The sequence below is a fragment of the Allobosea sp. 05T422_2 genome, assembly GCF_056396265.1.
Genome location: NZ_JBFTLD010000086.1, coordinates 1 through 23332, shown reverse-complemented (window position 1 = coordinate 23332; position 23332 = coordinate 1). Strand labels below are relative to the sequence as shown.

Here is a 23332-nt window from a genome sequence, read left to right as displayed (position 1 = left end):
TCCTGCTCCTGAACCAGGGCGTCAAGATCGTCTGGGGTGCGGCGCCTCTCTCCGTCCCGGTCCCGGAATTCCTCTCGGGCTCTGTGCGCTTGATGGACGGCATTCTCTATCCGACCTATCGCTTCGCCCTGATCGGCGCCGGGCTCGCGGTCGGCGGATTGCTCTGGTTCATCGTCGAGCGGACGCGTACCGGCATGCTGTTGCGGGCCGGGGCCTCGAACGCGCCAATGGTTTCGGCACTCGGTGTCGATATCCGCAAGCTCTTCATGGTCGTCTTCGCCTTCGGAACCATGCTGGCCGGATTTGCCGGCGCGATGGCGGCGCCGATCCTCTCGGTCGAGCCCGGCATGGGCGACACGGTGCTGATCCTCGCCTTCGTCGTCATCGTCGTTGGCGGCATCGGCTCGATCCGCGGCGCCTTCGTCGGTGCGCTGATCGTCGGACTGGTCGACACGCTCGGGCGCTCCTTCATGAATGACCTGCTGCGCCTGTTCATGAGCGCCCCCTCGGCCCGTGCGACGGGAGCCGCTCTCTCCTCGATGCTGATCTACCTGGTGATGGCCATCGTCCTGTTCGTGCGTCCCGAAGGCCTGTTGCCCGCCAAGGGCCGGACATGAGCGCGGCGCCCACCATCGCCGGCGCAGCCGGGTCCATCCCATCCCGACCAAGATCGCGCTCCGTCCTGGCGCTGGTGCTCTTCGCGGCGCTCGCGCTTGCCCCGGTCGCCGTCTCGCTCGGCGTCCCAGCGCATTGGCTGTCATTGCTGACGCGGGCGATGATCTTCGCGATCGCGGCCCTGTCGCTCGACCTCATCCTCGGTGTCGGCGGGCTGGTCTCCTTCGGGCATGCCGCCTTTATCGGCATCGGCGCCTATGTGACCGGCATCATGATCACCGAGGGTCGCACCGAGACCCTGCTGATCCTGCCCGTGCTCCTCGTCGTCTGCGCCATCTTCGCGGCGGTCACGGGCGCGGTCTCGCTGCGCACGCGCGGCGTCGCCTTCATCATGATCACGCTGGCCTTCGGGCAAATGGTGTTCTTCCTGGCGCAGGCGCTCTCGGCCTATGGCGGCGACGATGGCCTGACGCTCTATGCCCGCAGCACGATCGCCGGCCTCGACATCGCGGCAAGCCGGACCGGCTTCTTCTACATCGTGCTGGGCGCACTCATCGGCTGCTACGGGCTGGTCCGCATCATCGTCGCCTCCCGCTTCGGCCGCGTGCTGCGCGCGGCGCGCGAGAACGCGACGCGCGTGACCGTGACCGGCTACGATGTCGGACGCGTGCGCCTGATCGCCTATGTCATCAGCGGCATGATCGCGGGCCTGTCCGGCTTCTTCCTCGCCAACCAGACGGAATTCGTCAGCCCCGCCTTCATGTCCTGGCAGCGCTCGGGCGAACTGATCTTCATGGTCGTGCTCGGCGGTGTCGGCTCCCTGCATGGCGCGATCATCGGCGCGCTTGCCTTTCTCTTCGCCGAGGATGTGCTCGCCGGGATCACCGAACACTGGAAGGCGATCTTCGGGCCTCTCATCGTTCTCTTCGTGCTGTTCACACGCGGCGGCATCGTCGGCATCCTCGCAAGGATACGGGGACGCAGCGATGGCTGAGCCCGTCCTCGCCCTCGATGGCGTTCGCAAGTCCTTCGGTGCGCTGAAGGTGACCGATGGTGTCAGCTTCTCCGTCGCTCCCGGCGAATTGCATGCCCTGATCGGCCCGAACGGCGCCGGCAAGACCACGCTCGTGCACCAGATCTCCGGCATGCTGCGCCCGGATGCCGGCAGCATTCGCTTTCGCGGCGCCGACATCACCGGACTATCGCCGGAGAAGCGCGCGCGCGCCGGGCTCGCGCGCACCTTCCAGATCACCTCGACCATCGCTTCGCTCTCGGTGCTGGAGAATGTGGCTCTCAGCGTGCAGGCGCGGGCGACGCATCCGCTGGCGCTGTTCTGCAAYGCCGCCCGCGACGAGCGCCTGAACGGTCCCGCCTGGGCGGCAATCGAAGCGGTCGGTCTCGGCGAGCGCGCGCATGTGCCGGCCGGCCGGCTCTCGCATGGCGAGAAACGCGCGCTCGAGATTGCGATGGCACTGACCCTCGAGCCCGCCGCGATTCTGCTCGACGAGCCGCTGGCCGGTGTCGGGCACGAGGAAGGCGCACGCCTGATCGCGCTGCTGAAGAGCCTCAAGGGTCGCTACGCCATGCTGCTGGTCGAACACGACATGGAGGCGGTGTTCGCGCTCGCGGACAGGGTCAGCGTGCTGGTCTATGGCCGGGTCATCGCCTCTGGTGAACCGGCCGCCGTCCGTGCCGACCCGACCGTGCGCGAAGCCTATCTCGGCGAGGAGGGCTAGGCATGCTCGTCGTCGAAGCTCTGGATGCCGGCTATGGCGAAGCGCAGATCCTGTTCGGCGTTGATCTCGCGATCGCCGAGGGCGAGGTGGTGACCTTGCTCGGCCGCAACGGCATGGGCAAGACCACGACGATCCGCGCCATCATGGGCCTGATTCCGGCGAAGGCCGGCCGCATCAGCGTCTCCGGCCGCGACCTGACCGGCGCTCCACCCTTCCGGATCGCGCAGGCCGGAATCGGGCTGGTGCCTGAAGGCCGCCAGATCTTTCCGACGCTCAGCGTGGAAGAAAATCTGATCGCCACGGCAGCCAGCCGCTTCGGCAAGCCGCGCTGGGATGTCGAGCGCATCTACACGTTCCTGCCGCGCCTCAAGGAGAGGCGAACCAATCGCGGCAACCAGCTTTCCGGCGGCGAGCAGCAGATGCTGGCGATCGGCCGGGCCCTGATGACCAACCCCAAACTGGTCATTCTCGACGAGGCGACGGAAGGGCTGGCGCCGATCATCCGCCAGGAGATCTGGTCCTGCCTTGCCGCGCTGAAGGCTGATGGCGAATCGATCCTGGTCATCGACAAGAATGTCGATGCGCTGGCCAGGATCGCCGACCGGCATATCGTCCTGGAAAAGGGCCGCGTCGTCTGGCGCGGATCGAGCGACGACTTGCGCAGCGACAGTGCTGTGAAGGATCGCTTCCTGCATCTTTAGAGAAGGAGAGACCGATGAAGCCACTGACAGCCGGCGTGACGAGGGCCAATCAGGGCATCGATGCCATCTCATGGAATATTCTCGGCCAGACCTATGTCCCGAAGACGCTGAGCGAGGATAGTTTCTCCTGGCATGCGATCTTCCCGCCCGGGACCTTCGTGCCGCCGCATGTCCACCCGACGCAGGATGAGTTCATCTATCTGCTCGAAGGCCGGCTTGATCTCGTTCTCGACGGAGAGGAAGCGCATGCCTTGCCCGGCGACCTGATCCGCCTGCCGCGCAACGTTCCGCACGGCATCTTCAACAAGAGCGACAGCCCGGCCAAATGCCTGTTCTGGGTCGCCCCCACCGGCCGGCTCTACGACCTGTTCTGGGCGATCCATTCGATGCCGGAGCAGAACCCCGCGGAGGTCGTCGCGCTCGCCGCCAAATACGAGATCGACTTCCTGCCGCCGCCTCCAGACGGGGCGTGACAAACCCCGCGGCGGGGAAGAAACCGGCCCGTGCGGAACCCGTGCCCGTGCATCCTGCGTTCATCTGCCGGCACTAGTCTGCCGAGCAATGATGGAGGATGAAACATGAGGAAGGCGACGCTTTCCCTTGGCTTGCTCGCCGCGTTCGCGGCGGGCAACGCGGCAGCGATGCCGCTCCCGGCGCCTGGCGAAACGGGCCTGCCGCTCACGCTGGCCCAGATGCGCTGCAATGAATTCCGCTGCATCAATCCGCGCAGCGGCGTCTACACCGAAAGCACCTGCGACTATCGCGGCTGCTATCCGAGCAGCCGCCCGCGTGGGCGGCTTGGCCCCTATGGCGAGGACTATCGCTTCGGGCGCCGTCGGCTTGACGATGATGACGACTATCCGCGCTACCGGGGATATCGCCGCTATCGCGAAGACGACGATGACGACGATTGATTTTCGCGGCCCCCTGCCCTCCGCGTTCGAGCATCCGCCACGATCCGACATGCAGCGTGCTGGAAGGACAACGCGTGCCGAGCCGTGCCCAGAGGAATCTGCTGAACAGCCGTTAAGGTTAATGCAAGGTTAAGGCTGCGCGACTCGCGCTAAAGTGGCAATTATCCCTCTTACGTAGCGGTAGGCAGAATGCCTGCGGCGGAAGTTTGGAGGGGGCGGCATCATGACGACCGAACGCCGTGAAGTTCCACGGCAGCGCACCCTGCTGGGCGCGCGCATCGTCTTCAACAACCGCCAATCCACGCTCGACTGCGTGGTGCGCAACCTTTCGGACGTTGGCGCCATGGTGCTCATCTCCGATGCCGTTGCCTTGCCGGCAGCATTCGAGCTTGAGATCGAGCATAAGCGACACGTCTACGGCGCACGCTTTCGGTGGCGCGATGGCGAGCGCGTCGGGATCGCCCTGGACGGGCGGCCTGCCTCAACCGCCGAAATCGTGCCTCTCGACCACGCCCGGCGCTTGAAGCAATGCGAGCAGAGCAATGCGCAGCTGAAGGCGCGCATTCAGCAACTGACCGAAGCCGGCTGATCGCCCCTCAGCGCCGGGTCAGCTGCTCCGGCGCAAAGCCGGCCTTGCCGGCATAGGATTTCACGATGGCCTCACGCCTTGCGTAACTCATGACCCGTTCGACATCGTCGAAACCATTCGGCGCGAGCGCCTCGACGGCATCGATCACACGTTCGGGGCCGCCAACCCGGTTCAAGGCCACGACCTGCGCCGTTGCCGGCAGGCGCACAGCCTCATAGGCCGCCAGCGCCTGACGCGGATGCTCGCTGCGGACCAGCGCATCGGCAAGCGCGCGCGCATCAAGGATCGCCTGCGAGGCCCCGTTCGAGCCGACCGGGTACATCGGATGAGCGGCATCGCCGAGCAGCGTGACGCGGCCATGGGTCCAGCGCGGCAGCGGATCGCGGTCGCACATCGGGTAATCCCAGAATCCGGGCGAGGCCTGGATCAGCGCAAGGATGTCGACGCCGGGAATCGAGAAACGGCGGGCATAGGGCAGCACATCCTCAAGCCTGCCCGGTTTCGACCAGGCCTCCTTCGGAGGCGGCTTCGCCGGATCCCCCGTCCGGATATTGACGACCCAGTTGGTTAGCCGCGTGCCGGGCTTGCTGCCCGCGGCGATCGGATACAGCACCAGTTTTCCGGCCATGCCGCCGGCGATGATCATGCTCTCGCCGTCGAGGAAGGCCGGCCAGTCACAAGCCCCGCGCCACATCTGCACGCCATTCCAGCGCGGCGCCCCCTGGTTCGGGAAATAATGTCCGCGCACGCTGGAGTGGATGCCATCGGCCGCGATCAGCACGTCGGCACGCGCCGTCTCGCCAGCCTCGCCGCGACGCGCATCGGTAAAATGGGCTGTCACTCCGCCCTCGTCCTGGACGAACCCCTGCAGCCGGCGCCCGGTTCGCAGAGCGCCCTCCCCCAGGCGCTCGCGCACAGCCGCGCAGATCACCCCCTGCAGGCGGCCGCGATGGATCGAGAACTGCGGCACCGGCGCCCCCCCATGGAGACCACGCGGCTCGCGCCAGACGGTCTGGCCAAAGCGGTTCATGTAGATGAGTTCGCGCGTCCGGATCGCGACGGCATCAAGCGCCGGAAGCAAGCCGAGCTCGGCCAGTTCGCCGATCGCATGCGGCAAGGTGTTGATGCCGACGCCGACCTCGCGGATATCACTCGACTGCTCGTAGACGGTGGCGGCGATGCCGCGCGCGTGCAGCATCAATGCGAGCGTCAGGCCGCCGATTCCGCCTCCGACGATAACAACMTTCATGCGTCCCCCCGCATCAGTATTCATTATTTTAAACTTGAAATAACAGGGCAAGATTTGTCAATGACCCCTGTCCTGGTGGCCGCCCCGCTGATTTTTTGCACTCCAGAGGCGGGAACGAAGCGAAATGCTGTGCGTATCTAGCCCCAATGCCGTGTTTTTGGACGTCAACCGTGCCAAGTGGCAGTTTCGCATAGGGCGGACATCCAGTCGTCGCGCGATTCGCGACGGCAGCAGGAATTAGCGTCCTCCCCAGCGACGACTAAGCAACACCGTTCTTCAGGAGAGTTTCATGACCAAGAACGAACTGATCGCCGCCATTGCCGACGAAACCGGCAAGACCAAGACCGACGTGTCCGCCATCCTCGGCTCGCTCGCAGCCGTCGTCGCCAAGACGCTGAAGTCCGGCGACGATGTTACGCTCGGCGGCGTCGGCAAGCTGTCGGCGGCCAAGCGCGAAGCCCGCGAGGCCCGCAACCCCTCGACCGGCGCCATGATCCAGGTTCCCGCCAAGACCGTCGTCAAGTTCAAGGTCACCAAGGACCTCGCCGACGCGGTGGCGTAAGCCGATCATATTTTAAAGCAGCACCTGGCCTTCGGGCCGGTGCTGCTTGACCCCGCCGCGGCCATCCGCACAGTGGGGCGATGTTCCTCCGTCTGTTCACCGATCTGCGCGCCGCCAAGGTTCCCGTCACGCTGCGGGAGTGCCTGGCCTTGCTCGAAGGCGTGGAAGCCGATCTCGCCGAGCACCGCGTCGACGAATTCTATTATCTCGCTCGCACCTGCCTGGTGAAGGACGAGCGCCATCTCGACAAATTCGATCAGGTCTTCGCCCAGGTATTCAAGGGCATGGAGACCCTGCAGCAGGCGATCGAACAGGCCGGCATTCCCGAGGAATGGCTGCGCAAGCTCGCCGAGAAATTCCTGACCGACGATGAAAAGCGCGAGATCGCGGCAATGGGCTGGGACAAGCTCTGGGAGACGCTGAAGCAGCGGCTCGCCGAGCAGCAGGGCCGGCATCAGGGCGGTTCGAAATGGATCGGCACTGCAGGGACCTCGCCCTATGGCGCCTATGGCTATAATCCCGAGGGCGTCCGCATCGGCCAGGACAGCAACCGCAACTTCCGGGCGATCAAGGTCTGGGACAAGCGCGAGTTCAAGGATTTCGACGACACGCGCGAACTCGGCGTGCGCAACCTGCGCGTCGCATTGCGGCGGCTGCGCCGCTTTGCCCGCACGGGAGCGGCTGAGGAACTCGACCTCGACAACACCATCTCGGAAACGGCCAAGCACGGCTATCTCGACGTGCAGTTGCGGCCCGAGCGCCGCAACGCGGTCAAGGTGCTGCTATTCCTCGATGTGGGCGGCTCGATGGACTGGCATGTCGAACTGGCCGAGGAGCTGTTCTCGGCGGCGCGGGCCGAGTTCAAGCATTTCGAGCATTTCTACTTTCACAACTGCCCCTACGAACGGGTCTGGCGCGAGAACAGGCGCCGGCACGATCAGGTCATATCGACATGGGACATCCTGCGGACCTATTCGGCCGACTATCGCATCGTCTTCGTCGGCGACGCCTCGATGAGTCCCTATGAGGTTGCAATGCCCGGGGGCTCGGTCGAGCACTGGAACGAGGAAGCGGGCGAGGTCTGGATGCAGCGCCTGGCCGGTCATTTCCCGAAATCGGTCTGGCTCAACCCGGTCCAGCAGCAGCTCTGGAGCTATACCCAGTCGATCCGTCAGATCGGCGGGCTGATGGGCGGGCGCATGTTTCCGCTGACACTGGACGGGCTGGACGGCGCCATGAAGGTACTGGCCCGCTGACAAGTCCGCGGGGAGCCGCTATGGCTGCCGCCATGCAAGATGACGATGATGCGCTCCCGCCGTCCTGGCGCCAGCGTCCCAAGCCGGTCGGCTTCGAAATCACGTACCGCCTGAAGGGCGATACGCTCGAGATCGACAGCACACGCAAGGTCGATCAGGTCAGGCTCTCGGCGGTCGAGCAGGTTCGCTTCGTCTATGCGCCGAGCAATATCTCCTCGAAGGGATTCAAGACGCAGCTCAGGCTKAGCGACGGCAAGAGCATCACCTTCGGCAACCTGTCCTGGCGCTCGCTCACCGACATGGAGCGTGACGATGCCGGCTATCGTGCCTTTGTCGAAGCGCTGTCGGCCGCAATCGTCAGGGCCAATCCCCGCGCCCGTTTTCTCGCCGGCAAGCCGAACTGGAACTGGCTGCTGCTGACCGTGGTCAGCGGCCTGTCCCTGCTCATGTTGATCATGTTCACGCTGCGCGCCTTCCTGCAGGGCTCCAGCTCGGCGGGATGGCTGGGTATCCTGCTTGCTCTCGCCTCGCTCTGGCAGGTCGGGCCGATGGTCAAGCTCAACCGTCCCCGCGAGCTGCAGACAGGCGAAGTACCGGACGACCTGGTGCCGCGCGCCTCGGCAGGCTGACAGGCCGCTTTCCGGCCGCCTCAGCCGCTGCGCACGACCAACACCGAGCACTTCGCGCGGCGCACGATGGCCGATGCATTGGAGCCGATGACATAGGCGAGCATGCCGGGCTCGTGCGAGCCGATCACGATCAGATCGGCGCCGCTCGCATCGGCTTCCGCCAGCACCTCTCCATGGATCGAACCGACCAGCACCTTTGCGGAAACACGATCCGGCGGCAACGGAATGCCCGCCGCGATATCGGCGAGCTTGGCCTCCGCCTCGCTCTGTTGTTCGGTGTCGAAATCAGCCGGCACGAACTCCATGTAGGTGATCGGCACGAGCGACCGGACATAGACCAGCCTTATGGTTCCGCCTGACGCTTCGGCGAAGGACACCGCCGCGTTGATGGCGAGCGCCGCGAAGTCAACCTCGGCAAGATCAACGGGAACCAGAATCGATCTGTACATCGCATCCCCCCGATTTTCGGCATCGCCAGATTCCGCAGCCGCCGCCCTACGATACCACATCCAGGCACGCGCAGCGTTCCGCATGGTCGCCATGACAGGGCGGAATTGACGCAGCCCGGGCCTCGCCTAGAGTATCGCCGCACGGAAGCAGTCTTGTGAAGTCCGTGGCGGCGCCGATGGCCGTTCCTCCTGTCCGGTAATCCGATGTGACCGACGCCCAGCCCGCCTCAGGCCCGCCACGCGGGCTGCTGCACTCGCCTGCCGCCTTCCTGATGGTGCTGGCCTTCGTCAACTGGCTCGGCTTTGCAAGCTGGAGCGCGCTGCTCAACAATTTCGCCAAGGAAGCCGCCGGCTTCACCGGGCAGGATATCGGCATCCTGCAATCCGTCCGCGAGATTCCAGGCTTCCTCGCCTTCACGGCGATCATCCTGTTCTGGTTCATGCGCGAGCAGATCCTCGCCTATCTCAGCCTGCTMACGCTCGGCTTCGGGGTTGCGATCACCGGCTTCTATCCCAGTCTCGGTGGCCTCCTGATCACCACCACGATCATGTCGCTCGGCTTCCATTACTACGAGACCGCGCAGCAATCCCTGCAGCTGCAATTGCTGCCCAAGGCGGAGGCCCCAAGGCTTCTCGGCAAGATCGCAGGCGCCTCGGCCGCCGCACAGCTGCTTGCCTTCGGCTCGATCGCGCTGATCTGGCGGCTGTTCCAGCCGGGTTACACGATCATCTTTGTGGTGGCGGGCCTGCTCACCATCTGCCTGACCGGCGCCACCTGGCTGCTGTTTCCACGCTTCCAGGGTGCCGTGCCGCAGAACAAGGGCTTCGTCCTGCGCAAGCGCTACTGGCTCTATTATGCCCTGACCTTCATGTCGGGCGCGCGCCGGCAGATCTTCATGGCCTTTGGCGGCTTCCTGCTGGTCGAGCGTTTCGGCTACGATGTCGCAGCGACGGCTACGCTTCTGCTTGCGACCTACGGCATCAACACCTTCGTGGGGCCGATGCTCGGCCATCTCGTCGGGCGTGTCGGCGAACGTGCGACGATCCAGCTCGAGAACATCTCTCTGATCGCCGTCTTCGTCGGCTATGCGCTGGCAAGCCACGGGCATTTCGCCGGCTGGGGCGTCTTCGTCGCCGGGGCACTCTTCATCGTCGACGGGGTCTTCTTCACGCTCGTCCTGGCGCAAAGGACCTATTTCCAGAAGATCGCGGACCCGGCCGATATCGCCCCGACCTCTGCAGTGGCCTTCACGATCAACCACATCGCCGCAGTCTTCCTGCCCGTGACCTTCGGACTGCTCTGGATCCGCGACCCTGCGATCGTCTTCTACATCGGCGCGGCGGTCGCCACCGTCTCGCTGACGCTGGCTTTCCTGGTCCCGCGCCATCCCGTGCCCGGGCGCGAGACAATGCTGGCGTCAGTCGTGCCGGCTGCGGCCGAGTAGGACCGCCCTAGGCCCGACTGCTCAGCCCTGACGGGCCGGCGTGCGCACGACGAGACCGTCGAGTTCGTCGCGAACCCTGATCTGGCACGAGAGCCGCGAGGTCGGGCGCACGTCGAACGCAAAGTCGAGCATATCCTCTTCCATGGACTCGGCATGGCCGGTCTTCTCGGCCCAGGCATCGTCGACATAGACGTGGCAGGTCGCGCAGGCACAGGCACCGCCGCATTCGGCTTCAATGCCGGGAATCCCGTTGCGCACGGCCGTTTCCATGACCGTCGAGCCGGTCTCGGCCTCAACGGTACGGCTTTCTCCCTGGGCATCGATGAAAGTGATCTTCGGCATCATAAACTCCGGCGGGGCCAACGCCGGCACCGCTTAGAGCATTTCCAGGCATTGTGGAAAGAGCGTTGACCGCCTGACCGCCCCTCAGGCGGCGCAATCGATCGTGGAAATCGCAGCGCGTGCCTCGGCCGCGGCCAGGGCCAGGGCATCCATCGCATTGTCCCTGCGCGCCGGATCATCGCCAGCCAGTTGGCGTTCCATGGCATCGGCGGCTTCGGCAACCGACCAGGCTCCGATCGCGCTGGCCGCTCCCTTCAAGGTATGCGCCGCGTCCATCCTGGCCTTGATGTCGCTGCCGGAATGGATCGTCCGCAAATGGCTGATGCATTGCTGCGCGAAGAGCGTCAGCAGCTCGCGCTCGAGGTCGTGATCGCCGCCGGTCTGGCGGGCGAGGTGAGCAAGATCAATGGCTTTTTGGGGCATTGGAGCACTCGGAAACACGCATTTTGTACGAGCCGACTTGGCGGCTCCCATGCTCAAACAAGCGCCAACATGGTGAACGAGGCGTTAACGACGTTTGTGAATCGGGGCCTCAAATGGGTTCCAATCGCATAGAGCCTCCACTACCCTTCCAACTGGTAAATGATGGGCGCATTGTCCCTCCTGATGTCGGTCGCCAGAGGCGGCGCCCGGCAGCGCGAGGGTCGCGGCGATGTCGACCCATCGAAGTAGCGTTGCGAGGCGGCAATCATGACCCGACAGAACAAGCTCCAGGACCCGACAGAAGCGGCGATGTCCGCGATCGAGGAGGCCCTGCGGCTCGACCAGTCGAAGCCCCTCGGTGCGGAGCCCCACCCATCCGAACCGAAGCTGCCTTCGGCCACTGAAGGCGATCTCAAGCTCGACCTGCCTCGCGTCGAGCCCGCGCCCAGGCCGCCGGAACCCGCCCCCGCACCGCAGGCAGCGGCCCCACGCCCGGCGATCGCGCCCGATACCAGCCGCGTCGCCAATGACGACCGCCGCGATTCCAGTTCCCTCGTCCAGGCCTTCTCGGTCCGCCCCTCGCGCCGCCCCTCCTGGTTCGCGGGCTTTGCCTCGCTGCTCTGGCTCGCCGGCGTCGCCTTCGTGCTCGTCGGCCGCTTCGGGTCGTTCAGCGGCGGCGTGCCGGAAGGCCTCGCCGGCTTCGGCCCTGGCGAATGGGCCATGCTCGCATTGGCGATCGGCACCCCCATCGTCTTCTTCTTCGTGCTCGCAGCACTGTACCGCCGCACCCAGGAGATGCGCCTCGTCTCGCGTGCGATGACGGAGGTCGCGTTGCGCCTGGCCGAGCCGGAAGTGGTCGGCGCCGATTCCGTTCTCTCGTTGAGCCAGACCATCCGTCGAGAAGTCGCCGCCATGGGCGACGGCATCGAGCGCGCCGTCGCACGCGCCGGCGAACTGGAAACGATCGTGCGCGGCGAGATCGCCACGCTCGAGCGCGCCTATGCGGATAACGAAATCCGGCTGCGCGCGCTTATCGACGAGCTCGTCACCCAGCGGGAATCCGTTGTGGGCAATGCCGAGCGCGTGAAATTCGCGATCAGCGGCGCACATGAGTCCCTCTCCAAGGATCTGGAAAGCGCCAGCCGCAGCATTGCCGAAGCCGTCTCTCAGGCCGGCGACCGCGTCACCGGCTCGCTCGGCGAGAAGGGCGACCAGATCACGGTCGCGCTCGGCCGCGCCGGTGAGCGCATGATCGACGAGATCAGCGGCCGCAGCCACGAACTGGTCGAACGCCTGCAGATCACTTCAGGCGAGGTCAGCGAGCGGCTGTCCGGCGCCAGCGACAACCTGTCGACGATGCTCGACGGGCGCGCTCAGGAAATTGCCTCCTCGCTGGAGCGTACCGGCCAGGTTCTGACAGAGGGCCTAACCTCGGGCGCCCGCGACGTCACCAAGGCGATCAGCGAGACCGGCTCGCAGGTCGTCGAGACGCTGACGGCGCGGGTCGAGACCGTCAACGAGACCCTGAGGCAGACGGGCGAAAGCCTGGCCCAGGAGATCTCGGAGCGGGGCACCACCGTCGCCGAGCGCTTCGAGCAGAGCGGCCGCACGCTGGTCGGCCTGATCGAGGGCCAGAGCGAGACGCTGACCCAGCGTATCGCGGAGACCGGAGAGACCCTGCGCAGCTCGCTCTCGAGCGAAGGCGAAAGCGTCACCACGCGCCTCGCCGAGGTCGGCCGCGGCGTCCACAGCCTGCTCAGCCGGCAGCATGAGAGCATGGCTTCGCGCCTGCTTGAAGTCGGCAACAACGTGCACGGGCTGATCGACAGCCAGGGCGAGACGCTGGTCAGCCGCCTCACCGAGACGGCCCGCACCGTCGAGGACGTGCTGCGCGAACGCGGCGACGCCATCGTGCTGCGTTTCGACGAGGCGAGCAAATCGCTGGGGGATACGGTCGGCCGCCAGGGCGACGAACTGACGACCCGGATCACCGATGTCGGCACCAGCCTGCATGGGCTCTTCACCGAGCAGGGCGGCAGCCTCGTGACCCGCCTCTCCGAGACCGGCGAGATCGTGCATACCCTGCTCGATCAGCAGGCCGAGAAGCTCACCAGCCGCGTCTCCGGCGCCGGGAAGGATGTCGAATCCCTGCTCGACCGCCATGGCGAAACGCTGGCCGCCCGCCTCGGCCAGACCGGCGAGGACGTGCACAAGCTCCTGAACGAGCAGGGCGATGCGCTCGTCGCCCGCCTCGGCCGCAGCGGCAAGGATGTCCAGAACCTGATCGGTCAGGAAGGCGACAACCTGGTCGCGCGCCTCGGCCTTGCCGGGCAGGAAGTCCACAGCCTGATCAGCGAACAGCGCAGCTCTCTCATCACCAGCCTGTCCGAGACCGGCACCAAGGTCAGCGCCCTGCTCGAAGAGCAGACCGGCGGCATGACGGTGAAGGTCTCGCAGGCCGGCCTCGACATGCAGGATCTGCTCAGCGGCCAGAGCCAGGCGCTGGTCACGCGGGTCGCCGATGTCGGCCGCTCCGTGCACAACCTGCTCGCCGAACGCGGTGGCGCACTGATCACCCAGCTTGCCGAGACCGGAGAGAACCTCCACCTCAAGCTCGGCGAACAAGGCGATGCGCTTGCGACCCGCGTGACGGAAAGCGTCGAGAGCGCCCGCTCCGCACTTGAGCAGCAGCAGGCCGGCTTCATCGCCCGCCTCGGCGAAACCAGCCAGGAGGTCGGCGCCCTGCTCGGCGAGCAGCGCGAGACGATGATCCGCGATCTCGTCAGCACCGGCCGCGAGGTTCACACCCTGCTCGGCGAGCAGAGCGAGGATCTGGCACGGCGCATGACCGACGCCACCCGCAGCCTCACCGAGACCATCAATGTCGATGGCCGCCATGTCGCCGAAACTGTCAGCGAAGCGACACAGGGGTTGCGCGCCACCTTCACCGTGCATGCAGAAGACGCGCGCACGCTTCTTGCCGACACCGGCAGGGAAATCGTGCTGGCGCTGACCCAGCAGGGGGGACGCGTCAACGAGGCCCTGGCCGCCAATGCCGAGTCGATGCTGCGCTCGGTCGAGAACCGTGCCCAGGCGCTGAACGAGACGCTGGCAAGCCGCCACGACGCGCTGAACCAGCTCTTCGATACGCAGGGCCGCCAGATCGACGGCACCCTGGCTGCGCGCCTCGCTGCCTTCTCCGAGCTGTTCGAGACCCAGGGTCGGGGTATCGAGGCCACGCTCAACGAGCGGCTTGTCTCCCTGTCCCAGCTCTTCGACTCGCAAGGGCGCGTCATCGAGCACGGCCTCAACGACCGCCTCGCCGCACTCACGCATCTGTTCGACTCGCAGGGCCGCGGCATCGAGAGCAATCTCAGCGAGCGTCTCGTCGCCTTCACCCAGCTGTTTGAAACGCAGGGTCGTGGCATCGAGACCAGCCTCAACGAACGCCTCGCCGCCTTCACCCAGCTGTTCGACACGCAGGGCCGTGGCATCGAGACGGGCCTCAACGAGCGCCTTGCTGCCTTCACTCATCTGTTCGACACGCAGGGTCACGGCATCGCGAATGGCCTCGACGAACGCCTCGAAGCGTTCAACCAGCTGTTCGACAGCAAGGGCCACGGTATCGCCAGCGGCCTCGACGAACGCCTCGAAGCGTTCAACCACCTGTTCGACAGCAAGGGCCAAGGCATCGCCGGCGGCCTCGACGAACGCCTCGAAGCGTTCAACCAGCTGTTCGACAACAAGGGCCAAGGCATCGCCAGCGGTCTCGACCAGCGCCTCGCCGCCTTCAACCAGCTGTTCGATACCAGGGGCCACGGCATCGCGAGTGGCCTCGACCAGCGCCTCGCCGCCTTCACCCAGCTGTTCGATACCAAGGGGCACGGCATCGCCAGCGGCCTCGACGAACGCCTCGCGGCCTTTACCCAGCTGTTCGACAGCCATGGTCACGGCGTCGCGAGCAGCCTCGACGAACGCCTCACGGCCTTCACCCAGCTGTTCGACACGCATGGTCACGGCATCGCAAGCGGCCTCGACGAACGCCTCGCGGCCTTCACCCAGCTGTTCGACACACAGGGCCGCGACATCGAGAGCGGCCTTGGCGAACGCCTTGCCGCGTTCACGAGCCTGTTCGACACGCAGGGTCGCGAAGTTGAAGCCGCGCTCGGCATCCGCCTCGACGCCTTCGAAGACATCGTGGTCCGTCAGGGCGGAGCCCTTGCAACCAAGCTCAGCACAGACACGCGCGAATTCACCGAATCCGTGGCGGCGCGCCTGAACGAGGCCGAGCGGCTGCTGACCGGCGACGGCCAGGCGCTGGCCGACCGCATCGGCACCCGCGCGGCAGAGGCCGCCGATATTCTCGCCGCCCGAACCCAGGAAGCGGCGACGGCCATGGAAGAGCAGATCAAGGTGTTCGAGGAGCGTTCCGGCGCCAAGAGTGCCGAGATCGCCACCTCCCTTGACGGGCTCATTGCCCGCATCGACGGCAATCTCGGCTCGCGGGCCACCGCGCTCAACGAGGCGCTGGTCGAACGCACTGTCGACATCGCCCGCGTGCTTGCCGAGGGCGGCCGGGAGGTCACCCGAGCCCTGGCGGCAAAGGCAGACGAGATCGGGGACGTCGTCACTTCGAAGAGCGAGTCGCTCACGCGCACGCTCAGCGAGAAGGCCGATACCATCAACGCCACCCTTGGCGGGCGGGCGTTGCAGATCGCCGATACGCTCGACCAGAGCGTCGCGCGCTTCGAGGAGCGCGTGGTCAACCGTCTCGACTCCGTCTCCGGGACGCTCGACACGCGCGGCCAGCAGATCGCCGACACACTGCACAACAAGTCCGAGGAGATCTCGGTCTCGCTCGGGGCCCGCGCCGACGAACTGCGCGCCCTGTTCGACGACAAGGGCGGCGGCATGGTTGCGGCGCTCGGCCTGCGCGGCGAGGCCATCGCCAACGAGGTCGCGTCGGTCGGCGAAACCGTGGTCAGCGCCATCGAGAGCCGCGGCTCTTCGATCCTCGCCGGCCTGCGCGAACGCGGCACCGAGATCACGGCTGCGCTCGACACCTCGTCGGCGGGGCTGCGCGACACGCTTGAGGTCGGAACGCGCCAGTCGGTCGAAGCCCTGGTCAGCACCAACGAGCAGCTTCGCGGCGAGCTCGGCGGCATGCTTGGCCGCCTGGGCGAAGCCAACAAGCTGATGCAGCAGATCGTCAACGGCGCGAACAAGAACCTCGGCGCGATCGAGGCCGGCCTGTCGGAGCGCGTCAGCGACCTGCAGGCAGTGCTCGCCACCGTCATGGACGAGACCAAGGGGGCGACGGAACAGGTCGCGGCCCAGGTCGAGGAGCTCAAGGCCTTCTCGGAAGGCACCTTGCGCCAGACCGCTGCGCTTGTCGGCCAGCTCGACGGCCAGGGCACCTCGCTCTCCGAGGTTACCCAGGCAAGCACGGCTGCGCTGCACGCTGTTGCCTCGCGGCTCGAGCAGGTCGAGGCGCGTGTCGGCAAGGCTCTCGCCGATCGCAAGGACACGCTCGAGGAAGTGCATGGCCTGATCTCGGGCAAGACCGACGACATCGAAACGATCACGCGCTCCTTCGCGGCCTTGATCGACGAGTCGCTGAGCAGCGCCGAAGCACGCGCACGCCAGATCGGCGGCGTGCTGACAGAGTCGGCCGAAGCCACGACCGGCGCGATCATGCAGCAGTTCGAGATGATCCGTGCCACCACGGGCAAGGAGCGCGAGCGCACTGCGCACGCTCTGCGCTCGGCCTATGAGCAGGTCAGCGGAGAACTCGGCAACGAGCTGTCCAAGGTCACGGAACGCTTCCAGGGCGCCGCCGAGGACATGCGCAAGATCTCCACCGAGATCCAGCGCGAGCTCGAGGCGACACGCTCCGAACTGAAGCGCGGCGTCCTCGACCTGCCGAAGGAGACGCAGGAATCGACGGCAGAGATGCGCCGTGTGGTTGCCGAGCAGATCAAGGCGCTCAACGAGCTGACCGAAATCGCGACGCGCGCCGGGCGCAATGCCGGCCCTGCCGAAGCCCCGGCTCGCCGTCCGGCTGCGGTCATGCCGGCAGCCCCGGCCTATTCCGCCTCCGTCACGCAGGCACGCGTGACGACCCTGGCCGAACCGCTGCGGCCCTCGATCGATGCGACAGCCGAGCCTGCCAAGCCGGAACCGCGCGCCGATGCGAAGGCAGCCCCGGCTCGCCCGACGCCCGCACCGGACGCTTCGCGCCGTCAGGCCACACCGGAACAGCCCCCGGCCAAGTCCGGCTGGCTGTCCGATCTGCTGAACCGCGCCTCGCGTGAGGACCGGCAGGCGGAGCCGAGCAAGCCGACTGCGCACTCGATCGAGAAGCTCGATTCGCTCTCGGTCGATATCGCCCGGATGATCGACCACGATGCGGCCGTCGAGCTCTGGGACCGCTACAAGCGCGGCGAGCGCAACGTCTTCACGCGCCGGCTCTATACCCTGCAGGGTCAGCAGACCTTCGACGAGATCCGGCGGAAGTACCGCCGCGATGCGGAGTTCAAGGAGACGGTCGACCGCTACATCGACGAGTTCGAGCGCCTGCTCGGCGAGGCGGCCAAGGACGACCGTGACTCGATGGTGGCGAAGACCTACCTCACCTCCGAGACCGGCAAGGTCTACACCATGCTGGCCCATGCGAGCGGGCGCTTCGAGTAAGCGCCCCTCCACCACCCCGAAATGCAAAACGGCCGCCCAATCGGGCGGCCGTTTTCATTGAAGCCTTGCGAACTCGATGTCGCTTTCGCCCAGAGCACATTGCGAAAACGTGGCGACGGTTTTTCGCATTGAGCATGCTCTCAACAATGAGAGTAGATCACGCTGTGTTTGGACGATTCCGTCCAAACACAGCGTGATCTAAGCAGCCCAGCGGACGATATCGATCAGAACCTTCGACAGCGCCTGGTCGAGCGCGCGGGCGGCGGCGGCACCGTCGACGGCACCGACGGGCACCCTGGCCGAGAACAGTTTGGCGCGCTGGATGTGCCCGGTCCGGTCCCCGACCAGCTTCGCGGTGATCTCGACCACGGCGGAGTTCGTCGCAGCATCGATATTGAAACTGCGGATATCCGTGTTGAGCTGGAAATCGGGAACGATCCGTTCGCCCGGCAGCGAAACCGACGCGATGCGGCTGCCGTTCTCGAAAGTCTGGAGCAACCGTATCTGCACGAGCTTCGGAACCCGGTCGGCCCATTGCGTGCCGCCGAGGAACGACAGCGCGCCGGCAGAGTCCCGGACAATCATGCGATCGGAATCGAGGGTCTGGACCGTCGTCGGCTCGTYGATGACGAGGGCTGCGCGCGCTCCTCCGACCCGGCCGAAATCGCGCGGCGCAGACAGATCGTAGGTGGTGGGCGTCGCGCCGCCGCTGCAGCCGCTCAGCGTGAGCGAGACGGCCAGGACGAGAGCGGCGATCGGCGTGAAGCCAGGTTCTGGCGCAAGGCGGGACGACATCGGCATCTGACTAGCGCGATCCGCTATACTGGGGAAGCGGCGGACGGCCGCCAAAGATGAACTGTTGCGGATTGCGCTCGATATTGCGCAGCGCCCGGTTGAAATCCGTCAGCGTCCGACGGCCTTCGGCGGCGAGGTTCTCGATGTCGCGCAAGCCCGGCCCGGTAAAGCGGTTGATCCCGGTCGTGATCTCCGCAGTGCGCTTGTCGAGGTTCTCGGCAAGGGTGCGGATCGAGCGCGCAGCATTGCCGACCTCGGCCAGCGCCCCCTGCCCGTCCCCGGAATTCAGGAACCCCTGCGCGGCCTTGAGCACGCCCTCGACCTGATCAGCCGCCTTGTTGAGCTTCTCGCTAATGGAGGCGACATCCTTCACCACCTTGCCGACATCCTCGCTGTTGTCGCCCAGTGCGGCGGTGAACTTGTCGACATTGGCGACGATGTTGGCGACCTTGCGCTGGTCGACGGACTTCACAACCTCGGTAAGTTCATCGCTCAGGCTGCCGAGTTTCTGCGAAAGCGGGGCGATCGTATCGGCGATCTGGCCGAAGCTGCTCATCAGCTTGTCGATGCCGTCGGAATTGTTGCCGAGCGCAGCCGAGAATTTCTCCACATTCCTGACCGTGTTGCCGATCGAGCCAGCATTGTCCTTGACGAGCCCCTCGATGCCGCCGAGCACCTCGTCGGCCCGCTTGGCGATCGTGCGCACCGTTTCGAGGATGTCCTGGAACTCGGACCGTTCGGCAATGATCGTCGGCAGGCTCTGGCCAGGCAGTGGCTTCAGCACGGGGGAATCCGGGTCGCCACCCAGCAACTGCACGGCGACGACGCCCGCAAGCCCCTGAGCCTCGATCCGGGCTCGGGTGTCGACCCTGAGCGGCGTGGTGTTGTCGACCTGAACGACGGCGTAAATCCGGCGAGGATCGTCCGGCAGCAGCTCGATGCGGGTGACCTCGCCAACACGCAGGCCATTGAAAAGCACGCTGGAACCGCGCCCCAGTCCGGTGACGGTGCCGCTGAAGACGATCCGGACATCCTGTCGGCGGCCCGCCAGGCCACTGTTGAACCAGTAGACGAAGCCGAACATCGCCGCGAGGACCGCGAGCGTGAAGAGACCGACCAGTGCGTAGTTCGCGCGCGATTCCATTAGCGCAACGTTAGAGCAGGATTCTGCAAGGGGCGAAGCAGCTTTCGGGCAACATTCTCCTCCAACGCGTCAATCGAGGCCGGGTTTCGCGGCCCTGGTCGCTTATCGAACTCGCTTCACGACCTTCTCTGGTCAGCAGGGAGGCGAGCCTGGGCCCGTTCGCCACCAAAATACGCCTTCAGCCAGGGGTGATCGGAGGCCAGCATCGTCGCAATCGGCCCGACCGCGATGACGCGTTTGTCCGCCAGCGCAGCGATCCGGTCGCAGGCCGAATACAGGCTGTCGAGATCATGCGTCACCATGAAGACGGTGAGGCCGAGCGTTTCCTTCAGCGTCATGATCAGTTGGTCGAATTCGGCAGCGCCGATCGGATCGAGGCCCGAGGTCGGCTCGTCAAGGAAGACGATCTCGGGATCGAGCGCCAGCGCCCGCGCGAGCGCCGCGCGCTTGATCATGCCGCCCGAAAGCTCGGAAGGCGCCTTGTCCGCCGCATCGGGCCTGAGACCGACCATCTCGAGCTTGAGCATCGCCATCTCGTCGAGCAGCGTGGGCGACAGCTTCAGGTATTCCCGCATCGGCACCTGGATGTTCTGCTTGACGCTGAGAGCCGAGAAGAGAGCGCCGTGCTGGAACATGACGCCAAAGCGCTGTTCAAGGGCGCGTCGCGCAGGCCCTTCGAGATCGTCGACATTCTCACCGAAGACCTCGATCGTGCCGCGCTGCTTGCGCACGAGCCCGAGGATCGTGCGGGTGAGGACGGATTTTCCCGTGCCGGACCCACCGACGAAACCGAGGATCTCGCCGCGCATGACGTCGAGATCGAGGCCGTCCATGATCACCTTGTCCCCGAAGGCGACCTTGAGATTGCGCACCTTGATGACAGGCTCCGGCGCGTCCTGGTTGCTCCCGGACGGTTCGGCCGCGTCATGCGACGGCGGATATCCCGCCGACTGGCCCCAGTTTGCGCTCATGCCCGGCCCACCGCCCTCAAAACTGGATGGATGCAAAGAACATGGCGAAAAGCCCGTCCACCAGGATGACCATGAAGATCGCCTTCACCACCGAGGCCGTGACCTGACGGCCGAGCGACTCGGCCGAGCCCTGGACGGCGAGACCTTCGATCGAGGCGATCAGACCGATGACGAAGGCCATGAAAGGAGCCTTGATCAGCCCGACGGCGAAATGCTTCCAGGTGATCACCGACTGGAGGCGCGCCAGGAAGGTATCGATGCCGATGCCGCCATAGAGCCAGCTCACCAGCGCCGCACCCGCCAGGCCGGCCATGGAAGAGATGAAGGTGAGGATCGGCAGCGAGATGATCAACGCCAGGATGCGGGGAACGACGAGGACCTCGATCGGGTCGAGCCCCATCACCCGCAAGGCGTCGATTTCCTCGCGCATCTTCATCGAGCCGATCTCGGCGGTGAAGGCCGAGCCTGAACGGCCGGCAATCATGATCGAGGTGAGCAGTACCCCGAGCTCGCGCAGAATCAGGATGCCCGTCAAATTGACGACGAAGGCCGAAGCGCCGAACTGCTGCAGCTGGAATATGCCCTGCTGGGCGACGATGCAGCCGACCAGAAACGAGATCAGCATGATGATCGGCGCGCCATTGAAGGCGATCAGCTCGATCTGATTGACGAGCGGCGGTCCCCTGAACTTGCGCGGACCGAACATGACGCTGACGGAGCCGACCACCACCTCGCCGAGGAACATCGCTCCGCCGACCATGTCGCGCCCGAAGCGGACCATGGCCTCGCCGATATTCACCAGCACGCTGACAATGCCGAAATGATGGACCGTCGGCGGGACGGAGCAGTCGTGGATATTGACCTCGGCCAGCAGCACCGCGTGCTCCGGCCTCCGGCTGACGAGTTCGACCGAGCCCCCGGCGGCCTCGCGCTGGTTCTTCAGCCGGTTGAGAACATAGGCGCCGAGCGTATCGAGCCGGATGATCGCGGAGAGATCGAGGGTCGCGCGCGACACCGAGGCGATGCGTTCGCCCATTTCAGCGATCAATTCCTCAATGCGCGGCGCGCGCTCGGCGCTCCAGGAGCCGGTCAGCTCGATGGCGAGGCTACCTGCATCGTCGTGAAAGACGGCCTGGGGTTCGGCGGTGTCGAGGCTCGCCATGGTCTCCCTGATGTCCCTCGATCGGCCTCATCGGACCTCCGTCCGCGCATGGCACCCTAATGCCAGGTCAGGCCCTATCCCCGAAACCTGTATCGCCGTGCCGGGCACGCTTGGCAAGCGTCGTCGCGCTGCATCGCTGTCGCCGCGAACGCTCCCACCGCGTGATCGGCGCGCTCCGGTTTTTTTGTGCATCGAGGCGCCTTTCGATGCCGCATGGCAGCACTTCCTTAATCAATTCTGTCGCACGGTTTTCGCTGGATCATCACGACTGCCCGGCCCGAATCGGTCAGTCTCCCCGAGAGCAGGTTCGTCATGGGCGACGCGCGTTCGCTGACACCGCTGAGCGAGACCGACTACGAGGCTATCGCCGCGGCAGTGATGGAGACCGCGCGCGGGCGCTGGTTCATGGCCGAGCACGCCAAGCGAAACCGGCAGGCCGACACCGCTCAGGTGCTGGCTGCCATCGACAGGCTGCAGCATGCCATGGGCGTCTCTGCTGCTCCGGCGTCGAGCGGACCAGATGTGAGCGAGGCCATCGCGCTGATCATGGATCTGCGCAGCGATCTGGAACGGATCAGCGGCAAGGCCGGCGAGCCGTCGTCGCGTCTCGCTGCACGTATCGAGACCGCGGCCGGCAGCATCGTCGGCGCGACCGAGAGCATCCAGGAAGCTGCCTGGGGCCTGCGCGAGAGTGGCGCGGCGGAAGTGATGTGCGACCTGCTCGATCGGCGGGCGACGGAGATCTATGCGGCAAGCGCCGTTGTCGAGGGCACCGCGCAGCAGATCGGCAAGATCGCCGACACGATTGCCATGCTCGACAGCAGCCTGCGGGCCATCGCCGGCAGCATGCATGTCGCCCCCGACACAAGCCGGATCACGCCGCCCCCGATGCCTGCCAAGGCGCTTGATCTGCGCGAGGCCGTTCCACTCTCGACCTATGACGACATCGAGATCGTCGAGATCGACGACAAGCCGCGCTCCACCCTGCACGAGACCCCGCGCATCCGAACGAGAGCCTCCAATCATCGGCGGCTCAGCACGATTCAGATGATAGAGGAAGACCTCGTCTTCGCGGAAGCCCCCGAGGCTGCGGTCACAGTGGCTGCGCCGAAGCCGAGAGCCGCGGCGACGACGTCGGAGGTCGAGCTGCGCAAGATCGAAGCGCTCCCGGTCGACGAGAAGCTCGCCTTCTTCGCCTGATCAGCCGGGTTTCGCGACAAAACTATCCATCTTGCCGGGGTTCAGCAGCCCGTAGGGATCGACCTCGTGCTTGAAGCCGAGCTGGTCGGCATCGGCGCGCTTGTGGCGGCTGCCGCCTTCGAGCGAGACGACATGCGGGTTCGCGATCATCACGCCCGCCTCCTCATGCAGCGCGATGATCTCGTTCAGCCGCTCCGGGGTCGTGTAGCGCAGAATCGGCAAGGCGCTCGCGGTCACGCGTCCACCGAAGCGGATGAACTCGTGATGAGGCAGCACCTCGTCCGGGAAGCGTGCGATCATCTCGCGGGCGCTCGCGACCAGCCGGTCATGCGGGAACAGGCACTGCAGATAGGTGATCGAGCGATCGCTCTTCAGCCATTGCAGCGTCGTGTGGTTCCAGGTGTACTCATAGAGCGGCACCGTGCCCGGCCCCTCCTCCGAGGGCGCCTCATAGGTC

General features: G+C 65.7%; 20 protein-coding genes and 2 pseudogenes. 13 read left to right on the top strand and 9 right to left on the bottom strand.

Going from position 1 to position 23332, the window contains the following annotated elements; genetic code table 11:
• From AC1DJT_RS16635 to AC1DJT_RS16605, 7 genes are all read left to right on the top strand, one after another.
• Positions 1-617, top strand: a 617-nt coding sequence (locus AC1DJT_RS16635) for a branched-chain amino acid ABC transporter permease (RefSeq protein ID WP_476834458.1), incomplete at its 5' end; no start/stop codon positions are given.
• Entirely contained in the window at positions 614-1609 is a 996-nt protein-coding gene (locus AC1DJT_RS16630) for a branched-chain amino acid ABC transporter permease (RefSeq protein WP_441489104.1), read from the top strand. The genes AC1DJT_RS16635 and AC1DJT_RS16630, both read left to right, overlap by 4 nt.
• Positions 1602-2351, top strand: a complete 750-nt coding sequence (locus AC1DJT_RS16625) for an ABC transporter ATP-binding protein (protein WP_441506644.1) — start codon at positions 1602-1604, stop codon at positions 2349-2351. The genes AC1DJT_RS16630 and AC1DJT_RS16625 overlap by 8 nt, the downstream gene beginning before the upstream one ends.
• A gap of 2 nt (positions 2352-2353) precedes the next feature.
• Positions 2354-3052, top strand: a complete 699-nt coding sequence (locus tag AC1DJT_RS16620) for an ABC transporter ATP-binding protein (RefSeq protein WP_441489102.1) — start codon at positions 2354-2356, stop codon at positions 3050-3052.
• A gap of 14 nt (positions 3053-3066) precedes the next feature.
• The gene (locus AC1DJT_RS16615; RefSeq protein WP_441506645.1) at positions 3067-3525 is read left to right on the top strand and encodes a cupin domain-containing protein; all 459 of its coding nucleotides are present in this window, start codon (positions 3067-3069) and stop codon (positions 3523-3525) included.
• A 105-nt stretch (positions 3526-3630) separates the two neighbouring features.
• Entirely contained in the window at positions 3631-3966 is a 336-nt protein-coding gene (locus AC1DJT_RS16610; RefSeq protein ID WP_441506646.1) for a hypothetical protein, read from the top strand.
• Positions 3967-4189: 223 nt separating this feature from the next.
• Complete coding sequence (locus tag AC1DJT_RS16605; protein ID WP_441489100.1) at positions 4190-4555, top strand: PilZ domain-containing protein; 366 nt, start codon at positions 4190-4192, stop codon at positions 4553-4555.
• A 7-nt stretch (positions 4556-4562) separates the two neighbouring features.
• Here the strand turns inward: AC1DJT_RS16605 and AC1DJT_RS16600 are convergent, their stop codons facing one another.
• Positions 4563-5804, bottom strand: coding sequence for a flavin-dependent oxidoreductase (locus AC1DJT_RS16600; RefSeq protein ID WP_476834457.1), 1242 nt, complete (start codon positions 5802-5804; stop codon positions 4563-4565).
• A 277-nt stretch (positions 5805-6081) separates the two neighbouring features.
• On the opposite strand from AC1DJT_RS16600, the pseudogene AC1DJT_RS16595 reads away from it, so the two are divergent.
• From AC1DJT_RS16595 to AC1DJT_RS16585, 3 genes and pseudogenes are all read left to right on the top strand, one after another.
• Positions 6082-6366: pseudogene (locus AC1DJT_RS16595) on the top strand (HU family DNA-binding protein); the annotation flags it as partial.
• Between the two features lie 80 nt (positions 6367-6446).
• Positions 6447-7622, top strand: coding sequence for a vWA domain-containing protein (locus AC1DJT_RS16590; RefSeq protein ID WP_476768488.1), 1176 nt, complete (start codon positions 6447-6449; stop codon positions 7620-7622).
• A 32-nt stretch (positions 7623-7654) separates the two neighbouring features.
• Positions 7655-8251 carry a hypothetical protein gene (locus AC1DJT_RS16585; protein WP_441489097.1) on the top strand — a complete coding sequence of 199 codons (597 nt, stop codon included), beginning with the start codon at positions 7655-7657 and terminating at the stop codon, positions 8249-8251.
• A 20-nt stretch (positions 8252-8271) separates the two neighbouring features.
• On the opposite strand, the gene AC1DJT_RS16580 is transcribed toward AC1DJT_RS16585, so the two are convergent.
• Positions 8272-8700 (bottom strand): universal stress protein, encoded by a 429-nt coding sequence (locus AC1DJT_RS16580; protein WP_069877316.1) that lies wholly within the window; start codon positions 8698-8700, stop codon positions 8272-8274.
• A 206-nt stretch (positions 8701-8906) separates the two neighbouring features.
• Between AC1DJT_RS16580 and AC1DJT_RS16575 the strand changes: the two genes are divergently transcribed.
• Positions 8907-10145, top strand: coding sequence for an MFS transporter (locus AC1DJT_RS16575; RefSeq protein ID WP_441506649.1), 1239 nt, complete (start codon positions 8907-8909; stop codon positions 10143-10145).
• A 21-nt stretch (positions 10146-10166) separates the two neighbouring features.
• Here the strand turns inward: AC1DJT_RS16575 and AC1DJT_RS16570 are convergent, their stop codons facing one another.
• Together AC1DJT_RS16570 and AC1DJT_RS16565 are read right to left on the bottom strand one after the other, a co-directional pair.
• On the bottom strand, positions 10167-10487 hold the full coding sequence (locus AC1DJT_RS16570) for a 2Fe-2S iron-sulfur cluster-binding protein (protein ID WP_069882120.1): 321 nt from the start codon (positions 10485-10487) through the stop codon (positions 10167-10169).
• Between the two features lie 84 nt (positions 10488-10571).
• Positions 10572-10910 (bottom strand): Hpt domain-containing protein, encoded by a 339-nt coding sequence (locus AC1DJT_RS16565; RefSeq protein WP_441489095.1) that lies wholly within the window; start codon positions 10908-10910, stop codon positions 10572-10574.
• Between the two features lie 267 nt (positions 10911-11177).
• Between AC1DJT_RS16565 and AC1DJT_RS16560 the strand changes: the two genes are divergently transcribed.
• The gene (locus AC1DJT_RS16560; RefSeq protein ID WP_441506650.1) at positions 11178-17603 is read left to right on the top strand and encodes an apolipoprotein A-IV repeat region-like domain-containing protein; all 6426 of its coding nucleotides are present in this window, start codon (positions 11178-11180) and stop codon (positions 17601-17603) included.
• Positions 17604-17801: 198 nt separating this feature from the next.
• Here the strand turns inward: AC1DJT_RS16560 and AC1DJT_RS16555 are convergent, their stop codons facing one another.
• From AC1DJT_RS16555 to AC1DJT_RS16540, 4 genes are all read right to left on the bottom strand, one after another.
• Positions 17802-18398, bottom strand: a complete 597-nt coding sequence (locus AC1DJT_RS16555) for an ABC-type transport auxiliary lipoprotein family protein (RefSeq protein ID WP_476834456.1) — start codon at positions 18396-18398, stop codon at positions 17802-17804.
• 10 nt (positions 18399-18408) lie between these two features.
• A complete protein-coding gene (locus AC1DJT_RS16550; protein ID WP_441506652.1) occupies positions 18409-19542 on the bottom strand; it encodes an MlaD family protein in 1134 nt (377 codons plus the stop codon).
• Positions 19543-19658: 116 nt separating this feature from the next.
• Positions 19659-20513 carry an ABC transporter ATP-binding protein gene (locus tag AC1DJT_RS16545; protein WP_441506653.1) on the bottom strand — a complete coding sequence of 285 codons (855 nt, stop codon included), beginning with the start codon at positions 20511-20513 and terminating at the stop codon, positions 19659-19661.
• Positions 20514-20529: 16 nt separating this feature from the next.
• Complete coding sequence (locus tag AC1DJT_RS16540) at positions 20530-21675, bottom strand: MlaE family lipid ABC transporter permease subunit (RefSeq protein WP_441489090.1); 1146 nt, start codon at positions 21673-21675, stop codon at positions 20530-20532.
• A gap of 312 nt (positions 21676-21987) precedes the next feature.
• On the opposite strand from AC1DJT_RS16540, the gene AC1DJT_RS16535 reads away from it, so the two are divergent.
• Positions 21988-22875 (top strand): hypothetical protein, encoded by an 888-nt coding sequence (locus AC1DJT_RS16535; RefSeq protein WP_441506654.1) that lies wholly within the window; start codon positions 21988-21990, stop codon positions 22873-22875.
• Here the strand turns inward: AC1DJT_RS16535 and AC1DJT_RS16530 are convergent.
• Positions 22876-23332, bottom strand: a pseudogene (locus AC1DJT_RS16530) (FAD-binding protein); the annotation flags it as partial.